The sequence below is a fragment of the Aquirufa sp. HETE-40SA genome (genome assembly GCF_054558635.1).
Window position 1 is genome coordinate 677,147 of the sequence record NZ_JBPXKN010000001.1, and the last position, 26,892, is coordinate 704,038.

General features: G+C 41.5%; 21 protein-coding genes. 12 read left to right on the forward strand and 9 right to left on the reverse strand.

What is annotated here, in order from left to right:
* Nucleotides 1–2: 2 nt before the first annotated feature.
* Together ACRZ9O_RS03145 and ACRZ9O_RS03150 are read right to left on the reverse strand one after the other, a co-directional pair.
* Entirely contained in the window at nucleotides 3–737 is a 735-nt protein-coding gene (locus tag ACRZ9O_RS03145; protein ID WP_459456271.1) for a PI-PLC domain-containing protein, read from the reverse strand.
* Nucleotides 737–4,597: a pyruvate carboxylase gene (locus tag ACRZ9O_RS03150; protein ID WP_459456272.1), complete on the reverse strand. Its 3,861-nt coding sequence runs from the start codon at nucleotides 4,595–4,597 to the stop codon at nucleotides 737–739. Before ACRZ9O_RS03150 ends, ACRZ9O_RS03145 begins: the two co-directional genes overlap by 1 nt.
* A gap of 185 nt (nucleotides 4,598–4,782) precedes the next feature.
* Between ACRZ9O_RS03150 and pdxA the strand changes: the two genes are divergently transcribed.
* The 7 genes from pdxA (at nucleotide 4,783) to ACRZ9O_RS03185 (ending at nucleotide 13,570) form a co-directional block, all read left to right on the forward strand.
* Entirely contained in the window at nucleotides 4,783–5,781 is a 999-nt protein-coding gene (pdxA, locus tag ACRZ9O_RS03155) for a 4-hydroxythreonine-4-phosphate dehydrogenase PdxA (RefSeq protein WP_459456274.1), read from the forward strand.
* The gene (locus ACRZ9O_RS03160) at nucleotides 5,774–6,694 is read left to right on the forward strand and encodes an NAD(P)-dependent oxidoreductase (protein ID WP_459456276.1); all 921 of its coding nucleotides are present in this window, start codon (nucleotides 5,774–5,776) and stop codon (nucleotides 6,692–6,694) included. Before pdxA ends, ACRZ9O_RS03160 begins: the two co-directional genes overlap by 8 nt.
* The gene (locus tag ACRZ9O_RS03165; RefSeq protein WP_459456278.1) at nucleotides 6,691–9,132 is read left to right on the forward strand and encodes an endonuclease MutS2; all 2,442 of its coding nucleotides are present in this window, start codon (nucleotides 6,691–6,693) and stop codon (nucleotides 9,130–9,132) included. The genes ACRZ9O_RS03160 and ACRZ9O_RS03165 overlap by 4 nt, the downstream gene beginning before the upstream one ends.
* Before the next feature lie 47 nt (nucleotides 9,133–9,179).
* A complete protein-coding gene (locus ACRZ9O_RS03170; protein ID WP_459456280.1) occupies nucleotides 9,180–9,620 on the forward strand; it encodes a tetratricopeptide repeat protein in 441 nt (146 codons plus the stop codon).
* A 192-nt stretch (nucleotides 9,621–9,812) separates the two neighbouring features.
* Entirely contained in the window at nucleotides 9,813–10,241 is a 429-nt protein-coding gene (locus ACRZ9O_RS03175) for an FKBP-type peptidyl-prolyl cis-trans isomerase (protein ID WP_459456282.1), read from the forward strand.
* Between the two features lie 3 nt (nucleotides 10,242–10,244).
* On the forward strand, nucleotides 10,245–12,683 hold the full coding sequence (locus ACRZ9O_RS03180) for a YfhO family protein (RefSeq protein ID WP_459456284.1): 2,439 nt from the start codon (nucleotides 10,245–10,247) through the stop codon (nucleotides 12,681–12,683).
* Entirely contained in the window at nucleotides 12,680–13,570 is an 891-nt protein-coding gene (locus ACRZ9O_RS03185) for a YicC/YloC family endoribonuclease (protein WP_459456286.1), read from the forward strand. The genes ACRZ9O_RS03180 and ACRZ9O_RS03185 overlap by 4 nt, the downstream gene beginning before the upstream one ends.
* A 132-nt stretch (nucleotides 13,571–13,702) precedes the next feature.
* Here the strand turns inward: ACRZ9O_RS03185 and ACRZ9O_RS03190 are convergent, their stop codons facing one another.
* From ACRZ9O_RS03190 to ACRZ9O_RS03215, 6 genes are read right to left on the reverse strand one after another with little or no spacing between them, the layout of a single operon-like run.
* The gene (locus ACRZ9O_RS03190) at nucleotides 13,703–14,566 is read right to left on the reverse strand and encodes an EamA/RhaT family transporter (protein WP_459456288.1); all 864 of its coding nucleotides are present in this window, start codon (nucleotides 14,564–14,566) and stop codon (nucleotides 13,703–13,705) included.
* Between the two features lies 1 nt (nucleotide 14,567).
* Complete coding sequence (hemH, locus tag ACRZ9O_RS03195) at nucleotides 14,568–15,578, reverse strand: ferrochelatase (protein WP_459456290.1); 1,011 nt, start codon at nucleotides 15,576–15,578, stop codon at nucleotides 14,568–14,570.
* Between the two features lie 35 nt (nucleotides 15,579–15,613).
* Nucleotides 15,614–16,768 (reverse strand): DUF4249 domain-containing protein, encoded by a 1,155-nt coding sequence (locus ACRZ9O_RS03200; protein WP_459456292.1) that lies wholly within the window; start codon nucleotides 16,766–16,768, stop codon nucleotides 15,614–15,616.
* A 2-nt stretch (nucleotides 16,769–16,770) separates the two neighbouring features.
* Nucleotides 16,771–19,176, reverse strand: a complete 2,406-nt coding sequence (locus ACRZ9O_RS03205) for a TonB-dependent receptor (protein WP_459456294.1) — start codon at nucleotides 19,174–19,176, stop codon at nucleotides 16,771–16,773.
* Nucleotides 19,177–19,232: 56 nt separating this feature from the next.
* Nucleotides 19,233–20,321: a complex I subunit 1/NuoH family protein gene (locus ACRZ9O_RS03210; RefSeq protein WP_459456296.1), complete on the reverse strand. Its 1,089-nt coding sequence runs from the start codon at nucleotides 20,319–20,321 to the stop codon at nucleotides 19,233–19,235.
* Entirely contained in the window at nucleotides 20,321–21,487 is a 1,167-nt protein-coding gene (locus tag ACRZ9O_RS03215) for a trans-sulfuration enzyme family protein (RefSeq protein ID WP_459456297.1), read from the reverse strand. Before ACRZ9O_RS03215 ends, ACRZ9O_RS03210 begins: the two co-directional genes overlap by 1 nt.
* 165 nt (nucleotides 21,488–21,652) lie before the next feature.
* Here ACRZ9O_RS03215 and ACRZ9O_RS03220 point away from each other — a divergent pair, with 165 nt between their 5' ends.
* The 5 genes from ACRZ9O_RS03220 (at nucleotide 21,653) to ACRZ9O_RS03240 (ending at nucleotide 25,996) form a co-directional block, all read left to right on the forward strand.
* On the forward strand, nucleotides 21,653–23,020 hold the full coding sequence (locus ACRZ9O_RS03220) for a 3-keto-disaccharide hydrolase (protein WP_459456299.1): 1,368 nt from the start codon (nucleotides 21,653–21,655) through the stop codon (nucleotides 23,018–23,020).
* Between the two features lie 8 nt (nucleotides 23,021–23,028).
* A complete protein-coding gene (locus ACRZ9O_RS03225) occupies nucleotides 23,029–24,354 on the forward strand; it encodes a Gfo/Idh/MocA family protein (protein ID WP_459456301.1) in 1,326 nt (441 codons plus the stop codon).
* 293 nt (nucleotides 24,355–24,647) lie between these two features.
* Nucleotides 24,648–25,421 carry a PASTA domain-containing protein gene (locus tag ACRZ9O_RS03230; RefSeq protein ID WP_459456303.1) on the forward strand — a complete coding sequence of 258 codons (774 nt, stop codon included), beginning with the start codon at nucleotides 24,648–24,650 and terminating at the stop codon, nucleotides 25,419–25,421.
* Between the two features lies 1 nt (nucleotide 25,422).
* Nucleotides 25,423–25,722, forward strand: coding sequence for a rhodanese-like domain-containing protein (locus ACRZ9O_RS03235; RefSeq protein ID WP_459456305.1), 300 nt, complete (start codon nucleotides 25,423–25,425; stop codon nucleotides 25,720–25,722).
* 1 nt (nucleotide 25,723) lies between these two features.
* Nucleotides 25,724–25,996 carry a rhodanese-like domain-containing protein gene (locus tag ACRZ9O_RS03240; RefSeq protein ID WP_459456307.1) on the forward strand — a complete coding sequence of 91 codons (273 nt, stop codon included), beginning with the start codon at nucleotides 25,724–25,726 and terminating at the stop codon, nucleotides 25,994–25,996.
* Here ACRZ9O_RS03240 and miaA read toward each other — a convergent pair.
* Entirely contained in the window at nucleotides 25,985–26,890 is a 906-nt protein-coding gene (miaA, locus tag ACRZ9O_RS03245) for a tRNA (adenosine(37)-N6)-dimethylallyltransferase MiaA (RefSeq protein ID WP_459456309.1), read from the reverse strand. The genes ACRZ9O_RS03240 and miaA overlap by 12 nt on opposite strands.
* Between the last annotated feature and the right edge of the window lie 2 nt (nucleotides 26,891–26,892).

The window sequence follows — 26,892 nt, forward strand, 5'->3', positions numbered from 1 at the left end:
GCTTATTTACTCTCGCCGAATTTCAAATAGTCTGCTAACAAACTTAATTTATCTGTGCCAATATAGTCTACACCGATATCCATCAAAGCCTGGTATCCTAAAAGAGTATCTGGCGTAGCCCAAAGACGGACTTTTCGTCCATTCGCGTGAACTTGATCGACGTAGTTTTTGAGTTTTTCTTTCAAAGCGGCAGGAATTGGTCCTTGGCCACCCCAAAATCCAAATTTTAACATAGATTCGCTCTCCAAAATCACTTTTTTCGTTGGAAAACGCTCATCTGAACGACCATCAAAGGTAATCCAAGCAGGAGATTCAATGTATTGTGAAGGCTTAGGACGATTTCCTGAAATCACAATTCGGAATCCCTTTTTCAGTAATATTTCGGCATGGGGCCTCAATGCAGCAATAATCAGCGGTAAAGTGGAGTCTGATGAGGTCTTAGAATCAATCAATAATTGGTGAAAATTACCCTCTTTATTTGCTTTCAGAACTCGAATAATGGGATCTATGTACAAATCTTTCAAGTTGCGATTCAGGCTTAACTGGGAACGCTCATGTCCCACCAATAATTCACCATTTACTGCATATACATCCGCCTCAATAGAGCCAAAACCTAGCTGAAACGCATCAAAAAATGGTCGAACGTGTTCGTAATCATTGTGTGCGTGCGCCTTTAAAAGCGGATTTTGGGCCTGAGCGGCAAATGTCAACAAACAAAAAAGAACGATATTTTTCATTAGCCTTTCACATAATCCCCAGACGCAATGCGCGTTTTCGGGTCGATTTTTTTATTGTATAAATACGCATAAGTTTCAATTTCTTTGCCTTTTAAGCTCACTTTTACCTGCTCACGCACAAAAATACTTTCTGCTGGTTTTTCGGTATTGTATTCCTCGTATTCATCTAACACGTTCAATAATTTGATCGTATTGGACAATAAATACAATTCACCTACAACTTGGTCTTTTGCATCTGATGAAGGAATGATACCTGGATAATCGGCCACTTGGTACATTTGACCTTGGTATGTTGCCATGCCGATATAGTCCGAATTACGTGCGATTAAGCGATGTAAGTCGTTTCCACAGTCACGACGCAAGGTTCCATACACAAATAAATATTCTTCCACGTTTGGTTCTGGGAGTTTTGCCTCTTCCAAGGTCAATACTAAGTCTTCTTGCTCTACCACCGTTCCTTCTGTAAGTACTACGTTACCGATGATTCCCTCGAATGGAGCTGAAACGATCGATTCCATCTTCATCGCTTCGATCACGTAAAGTGGCGCGTTTAATTTAACTTCATCGCCTGGTTTTACCAAGATACGGGATAAGCGACCTTGCAATGGAGCGCCGATATCGCCTTTTACTTTTGCCTTCGCGTGTTGAGCACGTTCGACTTTGACGTTTTTGTCCAAAATCTTAATGCGGCGTGCTTGGCCATTCAACTCAAAAGTCACGTTACGCAGACCTGACTCATCTGGCTCAGACATGTACAAGAACTTCACGATGATCGTTTTACCTGGCTCAATTGTAATCATAATCTCCTCATCCTGCTTTAAGCCATAGAAGAAGGCTGGCGTAGGAAGTGCCGATAATTCACCGAATGAAGCCGAATTCTTGTAATAGTCTTCGTAGACTTTCGGGTACATTTTGTACGATAAGTAATCAAAGAATCCGTCTTCAGCCTCAGGGAATTTCTTTTTAAATGACTTGAAGTCAGCATCGAAGTCGATGGGTGCTAAATGATCGTTTGGACGACCTTCGATCGCGTGTTCCCCTTTCAAGATGATCTCCTGTAATTGTTTCGGGAAACCTTGGTAAGGTTGACCTAGGCCGCCTTTAAAGAAGTCTTTTACGGATTCAGGGAAGGATAAGGTGGCGCCTTTGGCATACACATCCTCCGCCGTTAACGAATTCGCTGTCATAAAAATCGCCATATCCCCTACCACTTTCGACGATGGAGTTACTTTAACGATATCTCCAAAAAGCGTATTTGCCTCCGTATAATTACGCTTCAGCTGTTCAAACTTATCGCCTACGCCCAGCGCAATCGCTTGACCACGTAAGTTGGTATATTGTCCACCCGGAATCTCATTATTGTACACCTCAGCGGTTCCCGCCTTCAGTTCAGATTCGAACGGCGTATACATCGTCCGCACCGCTTCCCAATAATTCGAATATTCGTTTAACAGGTCTAAATCTAGGTCTGATGCTTTCGCATGACCCTGCATCATCGCCACTAGCGAGTTCAAGTTAGGCTGAGAAGTCAATCCTGACATCGCTCCTAACGCTCCATCTACAATATCTACACCGGCTTCAATGGCCTTTAAATACGTCGCTGATTGAACAGAGGCCGTATCGTGCGTGTGCAAATGAACAGGTAAATCAACCGCTTTCTTTAATTCGGTTACTAATTTCTCCGCTTGGAAAGGACGTAAAAGTCCCGCCATATCTTTTATACATAACATATGAGCGCCGGCATCTTCGAGCTGACGCGCCATGTCTACGTAATATTGCAGATTGTATTTTTCATTTGTGAATACATCTCCTGTGTAACAAATCGCTGCTTCTGCTATACCTGGAGTACGTTCGCGAACAGCTTTGATGGATACTTTCATCGCTTCTATCCAATTCAAAGAATCGAAAATACGGAAGACGTCAACACCTGCTTCGGAGGATTTCTCCACAAATTTTTCGATCAAATTATCTGGATACGCAGAATATCCCACAGCGTTAGAACCTCGGAAAAGCATTTGCAATAACATATTCGGCATGGCCTCACGGAATTCTTGCAGCCTTTTCCAAGGGGACTCTTGCAAGAAACGCATCGCTACGTCGAAAGTCGCGCCACCCCAAACCTCCATCGAGAACAATTGAGGGAAGGATTTCGCAAATCCGTCAGCCACGGCTAACATATCTTGGGTACGAACACGGGTCGCTAAGAGCGATTGGTGTCCGTCGCGGAATGTCGTATCGGTGAAATAGATTTGCTTCGCATCACGAATGTACTTCGCAAATTTCTCAGGACCCATTTCCGTTAATAATTGCTTGTTTCCTTTCGGGTATTCCGCCATCGGATCCACATACGGGATGATTGGAGTGCGGAAAGGAGCCGTTGGCTTCACTTTTACATCCGGATTTCCGTTGACGATAACTTCTCCCAGGTAGCGTATCGCCTTCGTAGAGCGGTCGCGAGTGGGTTTGAAGTTGAATAGTTCCGGGTGGTTGGCAATGAAAGGCACCGTGCAGTGGCCTTCTTGGAAGACCGGGTGCGTGATGACGTTGCGCAAGAATGGGATGTTGGTTTTCACGCCGCGGATTCGGAATTCGGTTAGTGCGCGGTTTAAGCGTTCGGACGCACCTCGAAGCGTGCGGCCTTTGGCCGACACTTTTACTAACATCGAATCGAAATAAGGCGAAATTTTCACCCCTGGATACGAAGATCCTTCGTCTAGACGAATACCAAAACCAGCTGCATTTCTATAGGCGATGATCGTTCCAAAATCGGGTTTAAATCCATTCGCTGGATCCTCCGTCGTGATACGACATTGGATTGCAAAGCCCTTTAGCGGGATATCCGCTTGGTTTTGAATGAAAATACCAGGATCTGATAACTTGTAGTTTTGGGCGATTAGGATTTGTGTGCGGACGATATCGATGCCCGTCACCTCTTCCGTAATCGTATGTTCTACTTGAATGCGGGGATTTACCTCGATGAAGTAGATATTTTCGTCTTTATCGACTAAAAACTCTACAGTTCCTGCGTTATAATAATTGACCGCTTTACCGATGGAAAGCGCGTAAGCGTATAATTTCTGTTTTGTTTCTTCTTTTAAGCCAAAAGAAGGGGCGATCTCTACTACTTTTTGGAAACGTCTTTGTACCGAACAATCGCGTTCGTATAAATGCACTAAATTTCCGTGCTGATCTCCTAATAATTGTACTTCAATGTGCTTCGGATCATCGATAAACTTTTCGATAAACAAGGTGTCATCTCCAAAGGCATTTTTCGCCTCGTTCTTCGCCTCTTGATACGCCTTTTCTAATTCTTCTTCCGTTCTTACTACACGCATTCCACGTCCACCTCCACCGGCAGCCGCTTTCACCATGACGGGAAATTTAATACGTTTAGCTTCGGATAGGGCCAAAGAATAATCAGCCAAATCCCCTTTCGAATCCTCAATCATAGGCACATTGGCCTTCAAGGCTGCCACTTTCGCTGCTACTTTATCTCCTAATGCATTCATCGCCTCTGGAGATGGACCCACAAAAACGATTCCCTCCTCTCTACAGCGGGTTGCCAACACCACGTTCTCCGATAAGAAACCATAACCCGGGTGAATAGCGTCAATTTTCTTCGATTTACACAAAGAAATCAAGCCCTCAATGTCCAAGTAAGGCTTTAAAGGTTCATCATCTTTTCCGATTTGGTAGGCTTCATCCGCTTTATAGCGGTGCAAGGAGTAGCGATCCTCGAAGGTATACACAGCGACTGTCCGAATACCTAATTCGGAAGCAGCACGCATAATTCGGATAGCGATTTCACCGCGGTTAGCGATTAATAGGCTAGAGATTTTCTTAACGTATGATTTTGGCATAATCAATAAAGTAGGAGATTCTAACAAAAATGCTAAATATATTGTGAAAATCGCATCGAATACCGCATTTTATTTGGGAAAACTTAAAAAAATACCATATTTATTGGGTTCGTTACCAAGAAAAATAATTCTACCGCCTTCGAACGATTTTTCTTAACTTGCAGGTCGAACAAAAATTAGTTTTTATGAAACCTATCATCGGTATCACGTTAGGGGATTACAACGGTATCGGACCGGAAGTAATCTTGAAATCCTTAGCTAGTCCTCGCTTATTGAAGTGGTGTACACCGGTGATTTATGGATCTATTAAAGTATTGGATTTCTATCGCCAAAAATTCGAATTAAAAGAGTGGTCCATCGCCGTTATCCAAGAAGCTTCCGAAGCCAAATCTGGTGAAAGCTTTGTCATCAACTGTTGGGACGACTCTTCTACGGTCGTAGAACCCGGAAAAGAGACCAAAGAAGCAGGGAAAGCTGCCTTTAATTGCTTAGAAAGAGCCGCAAACGACCTAGATCGTGGACTAATTTCCGCTTTAGTCACTGCCCCTATTAATAAACATAATATCCAATCCGAGGAGTTTAAATTCCCAGGACACACCGAGTATTTAACAGAACGCTTCGAAGCGAAATCATCTTTAATGATGATGGTTTCGGATGGTTTTAGAATGGGCGTTGCTACTGGCCACATTCCTCTATTAGAGGTTTCCAAGGCATTAAGCGCCGATTTGTTACGCACAAAAATCACCTTATTCTTGAAGAGTTTAAAGGAGGATTTCTCTATTGACAAACCGCGTTTAGCCGTGTTGGGTTTAAATCCTCACGCAGGAGAATCGGGGTTATTAGGCCAAGAAGAATTAGAGATAATTCAACCGGTTGTGGATGAATTTAGAACGAAGGGTAACCTGATTTTTGGGCCGTATCCGGCGGATGGATTCTTCGGAAAAGCGCAATTCAAGGATTTTGATGGGGTTTTAGGTATGTACCACGATCAAGGGTTGATTCCATTTAAATACATAGCTTTCGACTCAGGTGTGAATTTCACAGCCGGTTTACCAGTCATTCGTACGTCTCCAGATCATGGAACGGCTTATGATATTGCTGGCCAAAACATAGCCGATCCAGGTTCCTTCTTACAAGCCTTATTTTTAGCGTTAGATCTTATAAAAAATCGAATGAATGCGTAAAGTCTTAATCGTCGACGAGGTTCATCCTTCGATGACAGAAGGACTAACGAATTTGGGATTCGAGGTGGAAACGCGTACAGATTTAACTCTAACAGAGTTTGTGTCGATTTTGCCGACTTATGAGGGATTAGTTGTTCGAAGTAAATTCAAAATCACGGCAGAAATGCTGTCAGATACTACTTTGACTTTCATCGCTCGTGCTGGTGCAGGACTAGACTTACTGGATGTAGACGCCTGTCTATCTCGAGGAATCGCGGTTTTCTCTGCTAACGAGGGCAATTCTGACGCGGTGGCAGAACACGTCATCGGACAACTTTTATCCCTTGCCCATAAATTACATACTTCAGACACCGAGGTGCGTCATGGATTGTGGGAAAGAGAAGGAAATCGGGGTTTTGAACTCAAAGGAAAGACGATCGGCATTATCGGATATGGAAATATGGGCAAAGCGGTCGCTTCGCGCCTTTCTAGCTTCGGAATGACCATTTTAGCGTATGATAAATACGCCCCGTCGGCTGATTATCCAGCCACAATGGAGCAGCTATTTGAACAGTGTGACATCCTAAGTTTACACATTCCTTTGACTACTGAGACGCGGGGACTTATCTCCATTGAGTTTTTAGACTCGTTCAAAAAGCCCATTATTCTAATCAATAGTTCTAGAGGACCCATTGCACCGCTACAACCCTTATTACACGGATTACGCTCCGGCCAGATTAAGGGATTAGCGCTAGATGTGCTACCAAACGAAAAGTTATCCTCTTGGTCTCCGGTGGAAAAAGAACTTTTCGCTGAAATCGCCGCTTATCCAGCGACCATTTTCAGCCCACACGTAGCGGGTTGGACGACGGAAAGTTATTATAAAATCAACGAGGTATTACTCGAAAAAATAAAGTTGCACTTTTCTCTATGAATTACCCCGTAAATCTTGCCGAAAAACTGGGTTTCAACCAGGTAAAAGAGGAAATTAAGCAACTTTGCTTAAGTCAGATGGGGCTGGAATATGCCGATAAAATGCGTTTTTCAGACCGATTCCCTTTGGTCAAACAATGGGTAGAACAGGTCGATGAGATGAATCGTATTTTGGGCGAGCACGGTGGCGAATTTCCGCAAACAGATTATTACGACTTACGTTCTTATCTAAGTCCGCTGCAGCTGGAAGGTCATTATTTGTCAGCAGACGAGTGGAGAGATTGGCAGCGCGCATTGACGGTTTTGTATGAAACCATTCGGTTCTTTGCATCTATCGATTCTGCCGAATACCCAGAAATACACAAAATTACACAGCATTTTCTCACCAAAGGTGCTGAAAGCGAGGGGGATTTCAGACAAATCATTCCGATTATTCAGGATTTGGATCGCGTATTTGATGTAAATGGTCAAATCAAGGAAACGGCCTCCCCTGCTTTAGGCGATTTACGACGCCAGCGGATTGCAGAGGAACAAAGCCTACGCAAAAAACTTGATTCTTATTTAAGCCAAGCCTATAAAGAGGGCTGGGTCAGCAAGGATTTCTCCTTAACCTTGCGAAATGGCCGGATGGTGATTCCTTTAGCGGCAGAGCACAAGCGAAAGATCAAAGGTTTTGTTCAAGATGAATCAGATACCGGGAAAACCGTCTTTTTAGAGCCCGCGGATGCCTTAGCGATGAACAATGAGATCAAGTCTTTGGAATCAGCTGAGCGTCGCGAGATCATACAGATTTTATCGAAACTGTCGGACCGAATTCGTCCTTTAACACCCTTTTTAGCCCACGCCTTTTCGTGGTTAGGTCTGATTGACTTTATTCGGGCCAAAGCCATTTGGGGAAGTGCTCACAAAGCTATCAAACCTACGTTTATTCAAGATAAACCGATCGTTAATTGGACCGATGCGCGTCATCCCTTATTGGAGAAATCGCTCGAAAAAATTGGTAAGAAGATTAAACCACTGACCATTCGATTAGAAGAGGACCGCCGCATTATGGTCGTTTCAGGTCCCAATGCGGGAGGTAAATCCGTAACATTGAGCACAGTAGGTTTATTGCAATTCTTATTCCAATCCGGCTGTTTAGTGCCATTAGCCGAAGGCAGCACGATGGGATTCTTCTCCCAACTCTTCCTAGATATGGGGGATGAACAAAATCTAGAAAACGAATTAAGTACCTATTCGTCCCATTTAAGTAACATGCGGTATTTCTTGCAGCATGTGAACGAGAACACATTGATTTTAGTCGATGAATTCGGAACTGGAACAGAGCCCTCTTTAGGAGGAGCGATTGCGGAATCCATCTTAGAGAAACTAGCCGATAAAGGATGTTACGGCGCGATTAATACACATTTTGGTAACTTAAAAAGTCTAGCTGATCGCCAAAAAGGACTATTCAACGCAGCGATGCGCTACGACACCGAACATTTGGAACCCCAATTCATCTTGGATATGGGAAAACCGGGTAGTTCTTTTGCCTTTGAAATCGCCCAGAAGATTGGATTGCCTAAGGCCATCATCGAAAATGCGCGAAAGAAACTAGGCAAAAAACAAGTAGATTTTGACAAGTTATTGCTGGAAACGGAGACGGAGAAGCAGATTTGGGAGAGCAAAAATGCTAGTTTAGCACTCGCTAATGAGCAGGCACTTTCCATCAAGGAAAACTATGAGCGGCTCAAAAATCACGTACAAGAGGAGCAGAAAGCCATGTTAAATGCGGCGAAGGCTGAGGCAAAAAAGATCATCCAAGAGGCGAATCAACGCATTGAACAGACCATTAGACAGATTAAGGAAAAAGAGGCTGACAAGGAGAAAACGAAGGAATTACGGGCTGATTTAGATCAATTTGTGCAGAAAGAGTTGAAAACCGTGGCCCCATTAAAGGTCGTGTCTGAAACTCCAGGAATCGTCTACGCGAACTCCCCTATCGCTGTGGGCGATTGGGTGGTGATTAAAGGGAGTGGCGACGAACCTACTTTGGGACAAATACTCGAACTAAAAGGCAAAGACGCAGTCATTTCTTTGGGAGCCATTCGCAGTACGATCAAACTGAATCGACTTCAAAAAATCATCGCACCCAAACAACCCAAGAAAAGCACAGCCCCTCTACGCGGCATCGACATCAATGATCGAATGGCGCAATTTCAACTTAAACTAGATATTAGGGGGAAGCGAGCAGAAGAAGTCTATGTTATTTTAGACCAATACATTAATGATTGCCTACTTTTAGGTGTTCCGGAAGTTCAAATTCTGCATGGAAAAGGAGATGGAATTTTACGTACGCTCATCCGGGAACAATTACGCCGTTATCGGGAAATCAAAAACAGTACGGACGAACATGCAGACCGTGGCGGTGCGGGAATTACTATCGTCACCTTCAAATGATACGTATTCTAGCTATTCTTTTTGCCCTATTTCTACTAAGTAGTTGTATGTTTAAATACGCAACTGGACTTAGTCAAATTCAACAAGAAAAATACGAACAAGCCACCTATAATCTCTCAGTGGCTCTTTCAAAAGCCCCCAATAACCCAGCAATCTACTTCGCAAGGGCATTTTCACGCGGATCGATGGAGCAATATTCTGGAGCCATTTCTGACTTAACAAAAGCTATTCGCCTAGATTCAACGAATGCGGATTATTATTTCTACCGCGGCTTTTACAAATCCAAATTAGGCAACGATAAAGGAGCGATCCGCGACTATTCACAATCCATCATTCGGTATCCCTATTACGCGGAAAGCTATTATAATCGTGGGTTAAACTTGATGCATTTGGGTTTATTGGACGATGCGTGCCTTGATTTCAAGACGGCGATTGAACTGGGGGATACTTTGTCCTTGAAGTACCAAGCTTCTTTGTGTAAAGAATAAAGCATAAAGCACAAAGAATAAAGGAGATTATAGATAAGAGAGTAGAGAGTAGAGAGTAGAGAGTAGAGAGTAGAGAGTAGAGAGTAGAGATGATGGTGGGTGGTGAGTGGTGAATGGTGGGTTCATTTGCTTTGAAAGCCAGTGAAAATTCGTGTTATTTGTAGCTTATTTTTTAATTTATAACGATTCAATATGTCTATTGCAAAAACCGGCGACAAGGTTGCCGTACACTACACAGGTAAACACACCGACGGTTCTATTTTTGACTCTTCTGTAGGAAGAACACCACTTGAATTTCAATTAGGTTCAGGCATGGTCATCAAAGGTTTTGATGATGGCGTAACTGGAATGACGATTGGTGAGAAAAAAACGGTGGTTATACCAGCTGCTGAGGCCTATGGCGAGCATTCTCCAGAAAATACAGTGACCCTGGAACGCGCTCAAATTCCTCCTCACATTGAATTAGAATTAGGTGCTTCTTTGTCAATGCACCAAGATGGTGGTCATGTGGTAGAGGTAGTTATCACTGACTTAACAGATTCTCATGTAACTTTAGATGCAAATCACCCATTGGCTGGTCGTGATTTAACATTTGAATTAGAATTAGTATCGATTTCATAAACTATGAAAATTAATTTGCGCTCCTTTGCCCCCCACGGGATTGTCCTTTTGGGTTTCCTATTGATCGCTTTTATCTATTGTGGGCCCGTTCTACAAGGAAAAGTATTGATTCAACACGATATTCAGCAAGCCCAGGCGGCGGCACAGGAGAGCATACAATACAAAGAGAAAACGGGTGAAGATGCGTGGTGGTCGAACTCGATGTTTGGGGGAATGCCTACTTACCAAATTTCAGGATCTTATCCCTATTCTATTTCTGCCAAAATAGGTTCTTTCATTACCAATCTCCTTCCAAGTCCAGTGAACTTACTTGTCTTGCAGATGTTAGGCATGTATATTTTGCTTTGGGCGATGGGATCCTCTCCTATCTTAGGATTTGCTGGAGCCGTTTTTTACGCCTTTGCGACGTATAACATGGTTATTATCCCAGCTGGACACACCTCAAAAGTTTTGGCCTTGGCTTATGCTCCGATCGTTCTAGCTGGTGTGAAACTAGGATGGGGTAATAGAAAATGGCTAGGCGCTGCCCTATTCACGCTCGGAATGGCACTCGAATTATATGCCAACCACGTCCAAATTACGTATTACCTTTTCTTCATCATTGGATTTTACTTGGTTTACACCTTTTCTAAGGCAATTAGTCAGAAGACCCTTGCCGACTGGTTCAAACGCGGATTGTTGCTAGGATTGGGTTTAGTTTTAGCTTTAGGAACGCACTCGATGCGTCTTTGGAATAACTACGAATATGCTAAAGAAACAACGCGTGGTGCCTCCGAACTAAGCGCAAACAAATCGCGTGGAGATGGTTTAGACCAAACTTACGCTTTTGATTGGTCCTATGGTATCGCTGAAACTGGGACGTTATTAATCCCTAATTTTATGGGTGGAGCCTCGGCGGGAGATTTAGGAGGAACCGCTTCTAACACCTACCAGACGATGACTAATGCAGGCATTCCAGAGGAGCAAGCTTTGGGATTCGTAGAAAAAGGTCCGGCCTATTGGGGTGAACAAAGTTATACCGCAGGTCCTGCCTATGCGGGTGCACTTGTGATCTTCTTGTTTTTGTTTGGAGCCTTCTATATTAAATCTGCAGAAAAGTGGTGGATCATTGGATTTACAGCCCTTTTCATCACCTTCGCCTGGGGTAAATATTTCTTCTTTAACGGATTTCTCTTCCAATATTTCCCCTTGTTCAATAAGTTCAGGGCAATCACCATGGTGCTTTCCTTTGTACAGCTAGGTTTCGTTAGTTTGGGTATATTAGGGCTAATTCGATTCATTCAACTTAAATCCACTTGGTCCGATATCAAAAAACCGCTTTTATATGCCGCAGGTTTAAGCGGAGGACTTGCCTTGTTTTTCGGAATGGCTCCTGACTTATTTCTTGACTTTAAAGGTCCTAACTTTGGTGGGGCTCTGATTCAAGATACGGCACTAAACAACCAAATCTGGCGAAGCATTCAACTAGATCGAATCGATTTATTTCAATCTGACGCCTTCCGTAGCTTCTTTATTGTACTCATTGGAACTGGCATCTTATGGGTGGCAAGTACAGGAAAAGTAAAAAAATCCATTTGGCTACTTGCGTTAGTTCTCTTAGGTATATTCGACTTAACTCCAGTGGCAAAACGCTATTTTGGCAAAGAATTTTTTGTTTCTAAAGCGACTCTTGATGAGCAAATTTTACCTACGCCAGCCGATCAAAAAATCTTACAAGATTCTACGCATTACCGTGTGGTGAATGTGGCAACCAGCTTTATGAACGATGCGACTACATCCTATTACCACCAATCAGTGGGAGGATATCACGCAGCTAAACTACGTCGTTACCAAGAATTAATTGAGAAGCAATTCACTGCAAATCCAGGACAAATGAATATCCTGAATATGCTCAATACAAAATACATCCTAAGCCCTGATTCGACCGGCCAATTAACACCACAAACCAATCCCGGAGCTTTAGGCAATGCTTGGTTTGTTTCAGCTGTTAATCTTGTTCCATCAGCAGATAGTGCCTTGAATGGAATTGGGAAGATAGATCCGCGTTTTGTGGCTTTAGTGGAACAAAAAGATGCCGCATACCTACCTGCTAAAGAGTTTAAGACAGAAGGCAGTATTCAATTAACCGAATATAAGCCAAATCATTTAACCTACAGTTCTAATTCGAAGGATCCAAGCTTTGCGGTATTCTCTGAAATTTACTACCGTGGAAACAAAGATTGGAAGGCCTATATCGATGGAAAAGAAACCAATCACGTACAAGCAGATTATATTTTACGTGGCTTAGCGATTCCCGCTGGGAAACATACCATTGAATTTAAATTTGCTCCCATTTCCGTTATTACTGGAAATAAAATTGACTTAGGGGCTTCCATCGCGATGCTTTTATTTATTGCATTTGCTTTTTACCAAGCGGCTAAGGCCAAAAAAGAAACGATATGATCTACTCCATGACGGGTTTTGGAAAATCCCAAAAAGAACTACAAGACCTTCAAATCCGTGTCGAAGTCAAAAGTTTAAACTCTAAATTTACCGATATCTTCTGCCGTGTTCCTAAATCACTATCAGCTAAAGAAATCGATATCCGCAATTACCTCACCCAACAATTAGAGCGAGGTAAAATGGAGTTGAATTTACATCTGCAAAAAAACACGGAAAACGTAGAACAAAGTATCTTACCCCAAGGCCAAATTTCCACCTATTTTACAGAATTAAAGCGCTTTGCCACTGAATTAGGTGTTACAAACATCGACGAAAATGCCTTGTATTTACAGGCGATGTCGATGCCGAGCTTGAACACTTCCGATCATTCGCAAGACAACGAAGAAGAAATTGAAGCACTTTGGAAAGTAGTTTTTGAGGCCGTCCAAGAAGCCGTGAAAGAATGTAAGGAGTTCCGTGCCAGGGAGGGAAAAGTCGTAGAAGATAAATTCCGTGAATACATCGCTGCCATCAAATCTGGATTAGCCCAAGTTTTAGAGCAAGACAAAATTCGTATGCCAGGTATCCGTGAACGGATGCGCAATGCGCTTTTGGAACTTGGTTTGAAAGAGGATTTTGACAAAAACCGCTTTGAACAAGAAGTCGTTTACTACATCGAAAAATTTGACATTTCAGAAGAAAAAGTACGTTTAGCGACCCACCTAGATTATTTCATCGAAATTCTAGCCGAAGGAAACGGAAAGAAACTCAACTTTATGGCCCAAGAAATTGGCCGTGAAATTAACACCATTGGCTCAAAAGCAAACGATTCTACCATTCAGCGTTTAGTTGTAAATATGAAGGATGAGCTGGAGAAGATTAAGGAGCAGACTGCAAACGTTTTATAATTGCGGGGCAATTATAAAACGCAGAGTATAGATTAGAGAGTATAGATAAGAGATAAATTTAAATATTATCCATAATCTCCACTCTATAATCTTTACTCTACTATCTCTACTCTATACTCTCTTATCTCTACTCTAAAGAATAATCAACGCAATACCAGCGCACCCCAACCCAATCCCTAACCACTGCTTGTTCGTCAACTTTTCTTTGAAGAAAATCAAAGCGGTTATTGCACTTAATAGTATCACTCCTAAGTTGTAAATGGTCAATACCACCGCACCATTTTGTTGGTAAGCATCTAAGGCTTTTAGCAAGAAATAGAAAGAGAAGAAATTAGGAAGACCTAAAGGAATTCCTGCTAAAACAGATCTTAATGACCAAGTGACTCCACCTGTGATCGTCCAATACACTAAAACAATCGTGGCGGTAGCTAGTGATCCTAATAGGAGCATTAGGGTAAATGAAATACTCCCGCCCACTTGCTGAACGATAGCAGCATTCAAATAATTAAAGGCTGTATTCGTTATTCCATAAGCCACAAAAACGGCAACCAAAGCCCAAATAACTGGCTTTTGTACCGAACCTTCTCCCGATGGACTACAGAAATAGATGGCAGCAAACGACAATATGAGTCCTGCAATGACAGACAAAGTCAAATCCCCTCCGGTCTTCCAAATAAAAAGATTCACCATCACCGGAATCACTAAGGAAATATTATTCGCTAAAGAAGTGGGCGCCATTCCATTCTTAACTGTTGAATAGCCCGACAATAAGAAAGTAATTACGAAACCAATTCCAATACCTAAAATACCCAATGAATACCCTGTAGAGGGCCAGTGAAAAGGAATCGCATCCATTTGATGAAAATAGCCGGTTAGAAAACAAACAGGATAGTTCAACAAAATGGCGATTCTCGTATCGATATTATACTTCGCATGTACGCGAAAATTCACCAATAATAATACCGAAAAAACGATAGTTAAAAGTAAGGCTACCATCTTATGAGTTCTTTACAAGGTCTTCTAAAAGCGCCACATATTCCGGCGAATTATTCAAACTCTCTACTAATTGCCAGTGCTCGCCACCTGCTTCTTCGAATAATTCCTTGTACTCCTCACCCACTTCAATCGTGGTTTCTAGACAATCCGCCACGAACGCTGGAGAGAAGGCTAAAATTTTCTTCTTCCCTTCTTTAACCAACTTCTTGATCGTTTCATCCGTATAAGGTTGTAACCAAGGGTCCCGGCCTAAGCGGCTTTGGAATGCTGTTCCGTATGTCCCAGCCTTCAAACCCATCTCCTTCGCAATTAAACGTGTGGTCTCGTGGCATTGTGCCCGGTAGCACGTATGATTCTTCTCCGTGATGCTTTCACAACAAGTCCCAAAAACACAGGTATTTTTTGTGATATCTCCTTTGCGAATATGGCGTTCGGGAACTCCGTGGTAGGAGAATAAATAGTAATCGAAGTCGACGTCTTTTTGGTAATTCGCAGCTTTATCTGCGAAGTATTTGGCAAAAATCGGATGCTGGTAAAAATAGCTCACCATCGAAAGAGATGGCATAATTTGCCAATCCGACATAATTTCCATCACGCGCTCATAAACAGAACCCGTAGTAGCTGAAGCGTATTGTGGGAAGAAAGGAATGACGATTAATTTCTTCAGATTTGCCTGTTGCATTTCTGACATGACCGACTTTAAATCCGGACTTTGGTAACGCATGGCTAAACGAACCATGTAACCATCACCTAACTTCTCAGTTAAAGAAGCACAAACGTCTTCTCCATAAAACTTAAGAGGTGAGCCGCGCTCCTCCCATAATTCTTTATAGATTTTAGCAGATTGAGGTGCTCTAAAGGGAGCAATGATTCCATTCACTAACAAATAACGAAATGGATAAGGTATGTCGATGACACGACCATCCATTAAAAACTCCCGTAAATACTTGCGTACACTTGGGGTACCCGGATCATCTGGAGTTCCCAGATTCACTAATAAAACACCGATCATATTTCTAATTAAAGAACAAATTTGTGCCTAAAAAACTAGAATACCCAACCTTCTGGTGTAATTTTTGTTCTGGTAGCCGATTCCATACAAGGTACCTGATCTTTACATCCAAAGGCGCTTGCGCCCGGAGGACAACTGTAGAGAAGACCAATAACCGGAGGAATCATTGGATATTCATTGATAGGTATATTTTGTTTACGATCAATCACAAAGATCTTTTTACGAACGGAAAACACGTTAAAGATACCCAAAACTCGTTCAGTAGGATTAGTCAATGATTTGATATTTAAACTAAACCTAGTTTCAGCAGGCACATCAAATAAAGAACCGGATGATTGAACTTGTGCTATCAAGGATTGGTAAAAAGCGAATGCATTTTTAGTAATCGAACGTTGTTCTAATCGGAAATAATAAGGAGACCAATTATCAAAAGGGATACGTGCTACCTGGCGACCTACTACACGCTTTCCATTTGTTAAGGCATCCGAGAATACATTCAAATCATTATTTGTGGTAATACTCCAGCATTTACCATCACACAAGTAGTTTAAAACTTCATCAGTGGGATTCCTAGGCACGACACAATCTAATCTATTAAAATCATATTTAGCCCCATCCGTACAGGTGGCACAATAATTTAATTGTTCATAATGTTTCCAATTCCATAAATAATAATCCCCCTCCGATGGCAAATCTTTGAAATCTAAATATACGGTAAAACCGGATCGCCTAACATCTACTTTTGAATATTGATCAAAGATTTCAAAACGAGTGATCGTATTTTCAATCTCCGGTACCGCTTTCATTGTTTCTTCGGTGCTTTCGTAAGTCTGACCACTTAACATCTTCACATTCAACTTATAGGTAGAACCAACCTTTCCGACAAATCCTTTTGGTGGATAATAAGTTCCACGAGGAATACCCTCTGTAAAAGAAGTCTTAAGGCCATTTTGATCCGTAATCGAAACGATTGCCTTCGAAATAGGAAGTGCCAATTGTGAATTCAGTTGATTAGAAGAACTTGTTAATCGCACTTTACTTAATTCTGCGTCATCAGAAATATCTGCCTCTATTGTCGTAAACGAAGTGGAATCCACTTGAATAAAATCATTAATAGGGTTTATACATGCCCAAGTCACCATGCCAACAAGCAAAAGGAAAAATACTATTTTTGTGATTGATATTGGCATGACTATAAGAATTTGAAATTATAGGTTAATGAGATAAATGGAGAGGCGAAAACACTCAATTCATAAGCTTTCAAACCACTTCTGCTTGATTTAAAGAAAACCGAATAAGGATTTTGGCGACCATATAAGTTATAAACTGTAAATACCCAGCTACCTTCCCAACGTTTTTTAATTAAGGATGGATTATTGATCGTCCAAGAGAAGTCTAAACGGTGGTAGTCGCGAACACGATCATTATTACGTTCCGCAAATACAGGGTATACTTTGCCTCCAATTTCATAGGATCCAGAAGGAGAAGAAAAAGGACGACCCGAGTTATACGCAAAAGTAAAAGAGAAACTATGGTGTGTCGTAGGTTGAATATTCAACATCATATTAAACGTGTGTGGCTTGTCATAATTTGTGGCAAACCATTCTCCCCCGTTAATCGACTGAACTTCTGGAAAATCGCCTATCATTTGATTGAAGGCTCTGGCATAAGTGTAGGAAATCCAGCCAGATACTTCGCCTTTTTTCTTCTGCACCATAACTTCCATCCCATAGGCCTTACTTTTTCCTGAAATTAATTGGGTTTCTATTGTTGGGTTTAACTGAAGATTAGCCCCAGAAACGAAGTCTAATGTGTTCCTTACGTCTCGGTAATAAGTCTCAATGGATGCCTCAAACACATTTTCATTAAAGGTTCTGAATAAACCCAATGAGAGGAAATCACTTTGTTGAGGTTTAATAAAACTATCCGAAGTCTTCCATCGTGAAGTAGGTAATGGTGTAGTATTATTGGATAATAATTGAAAGAATTGTTGTTGCCTATTATAGCCAAATTTCATTGTCATATTTTCTCCAAACGAATATTTCATCGTCAATCGAGGTTCAAAACCACCGTAAGAGGCCATCACTTCCCCTTCCTCATAAGTAGTTTTTTTAACAATTGAATTTAATGAAGGTAATTGACCTGGTAGATATTCATTGACTACACCCGCTCCTACCCGATAATAGTGCGAATAACGAAGCCCAGCTTGAACCGTGAACTTGGGACTCAAAGTCCATTCATCATCAGCGAAAATTCCTACTTCATAGGACTGCTCTAAAGGAAGCTTTACCGTAGCGACCCTTGAAATAACACCTTCATTCAGATAACCAGGATTTATATCATAACGTGTTCCTGTTAGACCAAAATTCATCTTGTGGTTTTCACTCGGTTGGTAATCAAAACTAGTAGTCAAGTTTCGATATAAGATAGAAGAATTTAAATCAATCGTATTTACCGTATCTGGTGCAAAGGTTTTAGTCATATAATCGGTAAGAGAACCACTCACCATCATATTTAATTTAGGAGAAAAGTAGTGATTCCAATGCACAGCTAGATTTTTATGACCATAATTAAATGAAGTCTGTTTCGCAACTACGTTTTCAATACTGAACAAAGAATCCACACGGTAATAATCATGACTCAAATAGGTCGAAAGAGAAATGGTATTTTTCGTGTTAGGTCGGAAATAAATCTTTGTAGCCACATCTGAAAAATTTGCCCGCAAGTTTTTTAAATAATCAGGCGCAAAATAGTTGAACAAAAAATCATTTACCGATAATCGTCCCGCAACTAAAACAGATAATTTCTCTTTTATGATGGGAATTTCAGCCATTACGCGATTCGAAACTAAACCAATTCCACCTTGCATTTTAAACTTCTCGGTATTAGGCTCGATCATTTTGATATCCAAAACTGAAGCAGTGCGACCTCCAAAACGCGATGGAACACCTCCTTTGTATAATTCTAAATCACGTATGGCATCTGAAGCAAAAACAGAAAACAAACCAAACATGTGTGTCGGATTAAAAATAGGCGTATCATCGATATAGATTAAATTTTGATCCACATTGGACCCTCGAATATTTAATCCATTTGCCCCTTCTCCTACGGAAGATACCCCTGGAAGAGACTGCAAACTGCGAATTACATCAACCTCCCCCATCATGGTTGGGAGCTTTTTGATACCTTTTAAACTTAATACAGTAACACCTAAAGAGGGCGTCTGAATATCGCGCTTAGTCGCAGCACTCGAAACAATTACCTCTTCTAATTGCTTAGTTACATTGTTTAACTGAACATTTAATTCCCTATCCGCCTTAAGAGACACTTTCGAACGAAATGGATTATAACCCACAAAACTTACTTTAATCACCAATTCACCAGCAGGAAAATAAACTTTATAGTTTCCTAAGGAATCCGTCCTAATTCCAAACTTTTTAGAATCAATGGAAATATCTGCTCCTATGAGAGGCTCTCCTGTAGAGGCATCAGTTACTTTTCCAAAAATAACAGGGAGAGAGACGGTTTGGGCGATACTTTGATGTGAAAGGACAAAAAAAAGTCCCATACAAAAGACTCTTAGTAAGAGTTTGATCATAGATAGTAGGTTAACAGATTCAATTCTGTAAAGAAACACTTTTTATAACGAACTCTTTACATCAAAAGCGACCAAAGCGCAGAAATTGCGACGAAAATCAGGGCAAAGGGGGTCAGCACTTTCCAGCACAAATACATCAACTGATCTACCCGAAGACGCGGAAGGGTCCATCTAATCCACATTTGAAGGGCAATTAAGCTATAGGCTTTCAACATCAGCCAAACAAAACCAAACAGAGTAGCATAAATTGTTCCAGGCTCACCATTCGTCCAATCTGCCAAACGAACTGACCCAATATTAGGCAAAGGGGAATACCAAGCCCCCCAAAACAATATAACGCCTAAAACACTTACCAGAAGCATTATTCCATATTCAGAAAGAAATAGCAATGCCCAACGCATACCCGCATATTCTGTATGGAAACCTCCTACTAGTTCAGATTCAGCTTCCGGAATATCAAAGGGAGCCCTATTCGCTTCTGCTAAGGAGGCAATAAAATAGATGATGAACAAAAAGAAATACAAAGGCATGCGCACCACATTCCAACTTAAGATACCTCCGATTTGTGTCAAATCGATCCCTAAGCTTTTAATTCCAAATAAATACTGCGTTTCAGTTGCGAAAATCCCTTGTTGTAAAGCAATATCCTGTAAATTAAGCGATCCAGAAATCAATACGACACATAAAATCGTCAACCCCAAAGGAATCTCATACGAGACTAACTGAGCTGCGGAACGAATTGCTCCTAAGAGAGAATACTTATTATTCGAAGTCCAACCGGCTAACAAAATGCCTAAACTATCTAATGAAACAATTCCCATTAAGAGCATCAATCCCATCTGGGTTTGACTTCCTTGCAAAAAAGTGCCAGAACTTAAAGGAATAACAGAAAATGCCCCAAAAACAGATAAAAATATAATCCAGGGAGCTATAAGAAATAAACGCTTTTGGGCATTTTCTGGAACGATGTCTTCCTTTTGGAATAACTTCAACAGATCCGCAAAAACCTGCAACAAACCCCATTTACCCACATTCATTGGCCCTAATCTATCCTGCATAAAGGCAGATAACTTTCGCTCTACATAAACGCCTATTACGACATTTACAGTCAACAAAAGCAAACAAACGACCAGAGCGATCCACATTAGCTAATTTGATTAAGGGCTTGTAGGAAATCTGCTTTTAAATCTTCTACTGACTCAAGACCTACCGCAATACGAACTAAACCATCGGTAATCCCCAAAGTAGCTTTCTCTTCTGCTGGTAATTTAGCGTGTGTGGTCGAAGCTGGATGTGTGATAATCGTGCGTGAATCACCTAAATTAGGAGATATAGAAGCTATCTTCAATAACTTACTAAATGCCACTACCTTTTCAAATCCACCTTTAATATCAATAGTTAGAATACCTCCACCATATTTCATTTGGCGTTTTGCCAATTCAAATTGCGGATGTGATTTCAAATAAGGGTATTTTACCTTATTTAAGGCTTTATGTCCCTCCAAAGCTTCCGCTAAAGCCATCGCGTTCTCTGAATGCTTTTGCATTCTGAGATCTAATAATTCCAAACTCTTGGATAATACCCAAGCATTAAATGGCGATAGAGAAGGACCTGTATGGCGCGCAAAAAAGCGAATGTCATCGATATATACTTTCTTTCCGCAGATCACACCCCCTAAAACACGGCCTTGGCCATCAATATATTTTGTAGCTGAGTGAATTACTAAATCTGCACCTAAATCCAAAGGAGTTTGCAAAATAGGTGTCGCAAAACAGTTATCAACGGCCAAAATCATTTCTTTCCCCTCTTTCAAGGCAGCTAATGCTTTCAAGTCAATTAGCTCTAAACCTGGATTTGATGGAGATTCACAGAATAAGAATTTCGTATTCGGTTTAATAGCGCCTTTCCATGCATTGATATCAGCACCAGGAACGAAAGTGCATTCAATTCCCCATTTCGAGGTAATCTTCGTCAAAATCTGGATACATGAACCAAATAAGGCATTAGAGGCGACTATATGATCTCCTGCTTTTAATAATCCTGCCATTGATGCAAAAATGGCAGCCATTCCAGTAGAAAATGCAATACCATCCTCTGCATTTTCCAACATATTCATCTTTTCCACGAACTCATCCACATTGGGATTCATATAACGTGAATAGATATTGCCCGCCATTTCGTCCGCGAATATTGCTCTCCCCTGCTCCGCATCCTCAAAAGTGAAGCTAGAAGTCAAGTACAATGGCACCGAATGCTCTCTATTTTGAGATCTTTCGGCTTGAATACGAATGGCTTTGGTCTGTTTTTGCATATTCTTCAAATTAATCTACAAATTTAATAGAATACCGCTGATATCCGCCCTTGGATGATTACAAATTTCTTGACCTGTTTTTGACACCTTACTGAACTAAATTATTTTAAGATAATTGAGTAAATTTCGAAGATTACTACCTTATAAGGAAAACTAAATAAACATATGAAAAAATTGATTATACCCTTTTTAAGCTTGTTTTTAGCGATTGGATCGTTTCAAACGCAAGCTCAAAAATGGACCAACCTATTCGACGGAAAAACCTTCAAAGGTTTCAAGCAACTCAATGGACAAGCTAAATATGAAGTAAAGGATGGCGTGATGGTGGGAACCACTGTAGCGAACACACCAAATTCCTTTATGGCTACCGAACAAGAATATGGAGATTTTATCCTAGAATTCGATGTCAAAGTAGACAACAAAATGAATTCTGGAGTTCAATTCAGAAGTTTATCTATTCCAGAATACCAAAATGGCCGCGTTCACGGTTACCAAGCAGAAATCGACCCCTCTACTAGAGGCTGGTCAGGTGGTATTTATGACGAATCACGCCGTGGTTGGTTAGCTCAAAATGAGCTAAAACCTGAGGCGAAGAAAGCCTTTAAATTAGGGGATGTTTGGAACCATTACCGCATCGAGGCAATCGGAAGCACGATCCGTACCTGGATTAACGATTATCCTGTGACTTATTTAGTAGACGACATGACGGCGAAAGGATTTATCGCCTTCCAAGTACACGCTATTTATGGAGAGATGAAACCGGGCATGCAAGTGATGTGGAAAAATATCCGCATCCAAACGGGAAAAGAGATGCAACCTCGTCCTTTGGACAGCAGAGTAGTCGTAGACAACTACACGATAAATAATGTATCTGCTCAAGAACAAGCACAAGGTTTCCGTCTATTATTCAACGGGAAAGACTTAACAGGCTTCCGTTCAGCATTTAAGACAACGGCTCCTCCATCGGTTTGGACGGTTGAAGACGGCACGCTGCATGTGAATAGCTCTGGTGGTAAGGAATCAGGAAATGGTGGTGATATCCTTACGAATGACAAGTTCTCCGCATTCGAACTAACGTTTGATTTCAAACTTACAGAGGGCGCTAATTCAGGTGTGAAATATTTCGTGAATGAATCTTATAATTCAGGCATGTCAGCGATCGGCTTGGAATACCAAGTGTTAGACGACGCAAAACACCCGGATGCGAAATTAGGAACAGTAGGAAATCGCACATTAGCTAGTTTGTATGACATCATTCCATCGAACAAAATCGATGGTCGTTTCCAAAAGAAAATAGGCGAATGGAACCAAGGACGTATCATTGTGTATCCAAATAACATCGTTCAACACTGGTTGAATGGCTTTAAAGTGATCGAATACGAGCGCAAAAGCAATATCTTCAAAGTATTAGTTGCACATAGCAAGCATAAAGTGTGGGATGGTTTTGGAGCACAAGATTCAGGTCCAATCCTTTTCCAAGAACACGGGGATTCTGTATTCTATAAAAACATCAAAATCAGAGAAATTAAATAAACCAACCTATGGAAAGAAGAGAATTTTTACACAAAGGTGCCCTAGCTTCTCTAGGTACTTTAGCATTTAGCCCAAAATCGTACAGCAAGATTCTTGGCGCAAACGACCGCGTACGCGTGGCTTGCGTAGGTTTCTCTGATCGTCACCGTGCATCGCATGTGCCTCCTTTCAAGGCTTTGGCCAAAGGAATGAACTTCGAAATGGTCGCTCTATCTGATCTATGGAACCGCCGTAGAGATGAAGGAAAAGCCTTTTTAGAGAAAGAATTAGGTGGATCTATCCAGACTTACCGAAACAATGAGGAATTGTATTCTGCCAAAGGAATCGATGCCGTTTTCATCTCCACAGCTGACTTCCAGCACGCTTTACATACCATCGAGGCTGTAAAAGCAGGTTGCGATACCTATACAGAAAAACCCTTAGCTGAAACGATGGAAGATAACCGCGCGGTTTTAAAAGCGGTTAAAGACTCAGGCAAAATCGTTCAAATCGGATCACAACGTCGTTCAGGAGAGAACTACTGGGCTGCGGATGAATTCATCAAGTCGGGTAAATTTGGCGATATAAAAATGGTGGAATTGATGTGGAACGTCAATCAACCAGGTCGCTGGAGACGCCCAGAATTAACGAGCATCTTAAAAGAATCTGATATTGACTGGAAACGTTACTTAATGAACCGCCCAGCAGACAAATTTGATCCTCGCAAATACTTAGAATATCGCTTATTTTGGCCTTATTCATCAGGAATTGCAGGACAATGGATGTCGCACCAAATCGATACAGTACATTGGTTCTCCGGTTTATCACACCCGAATTCAGTCGTGGCAAACGGAGGAATCTACCAGTGGAATGATGGCCGCGTAAATGCAGACACCATGACTGTGGTAATGGATTATGGAAAGGGAACCAAAGGTTTCCAAGTTCAATTCACCTCCCGTTTCTCTAACTCAGCAGGTGGTACGAAGGAAATTTACTACTCAAATGGAGGTGAATTAAACCTAGATACGAATACCATCTCTCCTAACGGAGGTCTTCGTGAGCGCGAGGCAAAAGCAATGGGCCTTCAAGCGAACCTTTTACCTACAATGAAAATTGAAGGGGCTAAAGTAGCAACAGACGCAGATACAGGTGGAGATATCTTAACTTTCAACCACGTGAAAAACTGGATGGAATGCGTTCGATCTCGCAAAACTCCGAATGCCCCTATCGAGGCTGGATACCAACACTCAATTGCAACCATCATGTCTAACGCGGCTTATCGCACCGGACAACGCGTTACTTTTGACGAGAAAACGCAAGAGGTAATGGCGGGCGATAAGGTGTTTAAGTACTAGACAGTGGTCAGTGGACAGTCGGCAGTGGTCAGTTGTCAGTGGACAGTAGTCAGTAAACAAAAGGGGGGCGTAAGCCCCTTTTTTGTTAAATAGAGTAGAGATAATAGAGTAAAGAGTATAGATTATAGATAAGAAAGAATAATGATGGGATCAAAAAGAAAGCAAAAGCTCCTTTTTGATGATTAATGTAAATATTAGGTCATACTACTGTAGTACTGACTTTATTCTTTGTGCTTTATGCTTTATGCTTTAATAAGATTTTGTAAATTGCAGTATAATAGACTACCCCCTCTATGGCAATCATTTCAACTAAATCAAAAAAGGACTTCTACCTGCACGTCGCGATCTTAGTGACGTTATTTTTGGTGCTATTTTTTGCCTTCTTTTTTGTGTATTTACCCTGGAGTACCCATCACGGGGAGACTATTAAAGTTCCTAATTTGAAAGGAATGTCGATGGAAAAAATGGAGGAATCAGTCGATGCGAATAATCTAGAATACGAAATTTCAGACTGCACCTTTGTAGCGGACAAGCCGCCTTTGACGATCTTGTCGCAATATCCATTGCCGAATGCCTTAGTTAAATCAGGTCGTAAAATTTATATTACGATCAATTCAGAAACCCCTCCTACCATCCGAATGCCTAATTTGATTGGTCTATCTGTAAGGAGTGCGGAGCAGCAATTGGTTATTGCGGGATTGAAAAAAGGGATAGTGCATCAGGTGAATGATCCACGTTTGAAAGAGGTGATTGACATGCAAGCTTTGGGACGTAAAATAATGGCTGGAAATAGTATTCCAAAGGGTACAGAGGTTGATCTATACATTGGAAATGGAACGGCGGATGTGGAGATTGAATTGCCAGATTTGATTGGAAAACCGATTGATGAGGTGTCTATTATTTTGGCAGGAATGAATTTAAAATTAGGCAAAGTGACCTACGAGGCAAATAGTGATTTAACAGCAGGAACTGTATTCAAACAGACTTGTGCAACTTGTGATGGAACAAGTATTCATCCGGGTGATACGATTGATGTTTGGGTAGTAGGTGACGGAAATAACGAATAAGATGGATATTACAATTGAAGAATTAAAAGAGCGAATGGACAAGGGCGAAAAACTGAACTTGTTCGATGTGCGCGAAGAGTATGAATTCGATGAGTTCAACATTGGGGCGACTTTGATCCCTTTAGCTGAATTGCCTGATCGTTTAGAGGAGATTGCTCATCTAAAAAACGAAGAGATTTTAATTCATTGCCGCTCTGGAGCTCGTTCAGGACGTGCAAAAGACTATTTGACAGCAGAAGGCTACGCAAATGTGCGCAACGTATTAGGCGGAATGATGGCCTGGCAAGCAGCTGGCTACTAATATGACTGCCGCTGAATTCAAAGCTGAATTAAAAAATGTAAACCTCCTAGATATACGGACTCCCAGAGAATGGGATGAATTAAGTCTAGGAGGTTTTCACGTTTCATTGGATACGCTTTTGGAGCGCATCGATGAAATTTCAAAAGAGAAAAACTGGGTGATTATCTGTTATAATGGGACCCAGAGTTTGATTGCGATGCGTCTACTGAAGGCCAAAGGCTTCACGAATATTGACCACCTCGAGGGCGGGCTTGAAGCCTACTTAAGCCTCTAATTGTTTCAAAACTTCTACGAAGGCATTCGAAGGATGCAAGTAAGTAAACTCGTCTTGGTTTCTGAACCAAGTCATCTGTTTCTTCGCATAATGACGGTTATTACGCTTTAATAAGCGAACCATTTCCTCTTCATCGTATTCACCCCGAAGAAAAGCATATACTTCTTTGTAGCCTAGAGTTTTCAAGGCGTATAAATGCTGTTTATCCTCAAAGGCACGTGCTTCTTCCACTAAACCAGCCGTGAGCATTTGATCCATCCGTTGATCGATTCGCGTATACAACTCTTCACGCGGCCGTTCTAAACAGATCTTAATGACTTGGAAAGGTCTGGCTGGTTTTTGAGCTAATCGAAATTCAGAATAGGGTTTTCCGGTAGAAAGGCAGACTTCGAGCGCGCGAACGACGCGTTGCGGATTTTTGGCATCTACCTGATTAGCATATAGCGGATCTAATTGCTTCAATTCTGAAAACAGTACCCAAAGACCCTCTTTTTCCAAACGTGCATTCAACGTTTCGCGCAAGGCTAAATCAGCTTCTGGCATCACATCCAAACCCTCCATCAAAGCTTTCAAGTATAATCCTGAGCCACCTGTCGCGACTACAACATCGTGCTTTTTGAAGAGTTTCGTCAATAACTTCATAGATTCCCGCTCGAAATCACCCGGAGAGAAATAGTCCTCTACCGAATGGGAATCGACAAAATGGTGGGTTACCCCACCCTGCTCTTCCACGGAAGGTTTCGCAGTACCGATGGAAAGTTCTCGATAAAATTGACGGGAATCCGCCGAAATAATGTCCGTCTGTAGGTGCTTCGCTAAATCCACACAAAGTGCGGTCTTACCCACTGCCGTGGGACCTACAATGACGAGCAGTATTTTAGTTGATTTTTTCAATT

Bases quoted from the DNA above. Each gene is read 5' to 3' on its own strand.
- ACRZ9O_RS03175 (WP_459456282.1), top strand. From the start codon at position 9,813: ATGTCTATTGCAAAAACCGGCGACAAGGTTGCCGTACACTACACAGGT.
- ACRZ9O_RS03220 (WP_459456299.1), top strand. From the start codon at position 21,653: ATGAAAAAATTGATTATACCCTTTTTAAGCTTGTTTTTAGCGATTGGA.
- ACRZ9O_RS03200 (WP_459456292.1), bottom strand. From the start codon at position 16,768: ATGCCAATATCAATCACAAAAATAGTATTTTTCCTTTTGCTTGTTGGC.
- hemH (WP_459456290.1), bottom strand. From the start codon at position 15,578: ATGATCGGTGTTTTATTAGTGAATCTGGGAACTCCAGATGATCCGGGT.
- ACRZ9O_RS03185 (WP_459456286.1), top strand. From the start codon at position 12,680: ATGATCTACTCCATGACGGGTTTTGGAAAATCCCAAAAAGAACTACAA.
- ACRZ9O_RS03240 (WP_459456307.1), top strand. From the start codon at position 25,724: ATGACTGCCGCTGAATTCAAAGCTGAATTAAAAAATGTAAACCTCCTA.
- ACRZ9O_RS03145 (WP_459456271.1), bottom strand. From the start codon at position 737: ATGAAAAATATCGTTCTTTTTTGTTTGTTGACATTTGCCGCTCAGGCC.
- ACRZ9O_RS03235 (WP_459456305.1), top strand. From the start codon at position 25,423: ATGGATATTACAATTGAAGAATTAAAAGAGCGAATGGACAAGGGCGAA.
- ACRZ9O_RS03215 (WP_459456297.1), bottom strand. From the start codon at position 21,487: ATGCAAAAACAGACCAAAGCCATTCGTATTCAAGCCGAAAGATCTCAA.
- ACRZ9O_RS03225 (WP_459456301.1), top strand. From the start codon at position 23,029: ATGGAAAGAAGAGAATTTTTACACAAAGGTGCCCTAGCTTCTCTAGGT.
- ACRZ9O_RS03205 (WP_459456294.1), bottom strand. From the start codon at position 19,176: ATGATCAAACTCTTACTAAGAGTCTTTTGTATGGGACTTTTTTTTGTC.
- ACRZ9O_RS03160 (WP_459456276.1), top strand. From the start codon at position 5,774: ATGCGTAAAGTCTTAATCGTCGACGAGGTTCATCCTTCGATGACAGAA.
- ACRZ9O_RS03170 (WP_459456280.1), top strand. From the start codon at position 9,180: ATGTTTAAATACGCAACTGGACTTAGTCAAATTCAACAAGAAAAATAC.
- ACRZ9O_RS03180 (WP_459456284.1), top strand. From the start codon at position 10,245: ATGAAAATTAATTTGCGCTCCTTTGCCCCCCACGGGATTGTCCTTTTG.
- pdxA (WP_459456274.1), top strand. From the start codon at position 4,783: ATGAAACCTATCATCGGTATCACGTTAGGGGATTACAACGGTATCGGA.
- ACRZ9O_RS03210 (WP_459456296.1), bottom strand. From the start codon at position 20,321: ATGTGGATCGCTCTGGTCGTTTGTTTGCTTTTGTTGACTGTAAATGTC.
- ACRZ9O_RS03165 (WP_459456278.1), top strand. From the start codon at position 6,691: ATGAATTACCCCGTAAATCTTGCCGAAAAACTGGGTTTCAACCAGGTA.
- ACRZ9O_RS03230 (WP_459456303.1), top strand. From the start codon at position 24,648: ATGGCAATCATTTCAACTAAATCAAAAAAGGACTTCTACCTGCACGTC.
- ACRZ9O_RS03190 (WP_459456288.1), bottom strand. From the start codon at position 14,566: ATGGTAGCCTTACTTTTAACTATCGTTTTTTCGGTATTATTATTGGTG.
- ACRZ9O_RS03150 (WP_459456272.1), bottom strand. From the start codon at position 4,597: ATGCCAAAATCATACGTTAAGAAAATCTCTAGCCTATTAATCGCTAAC.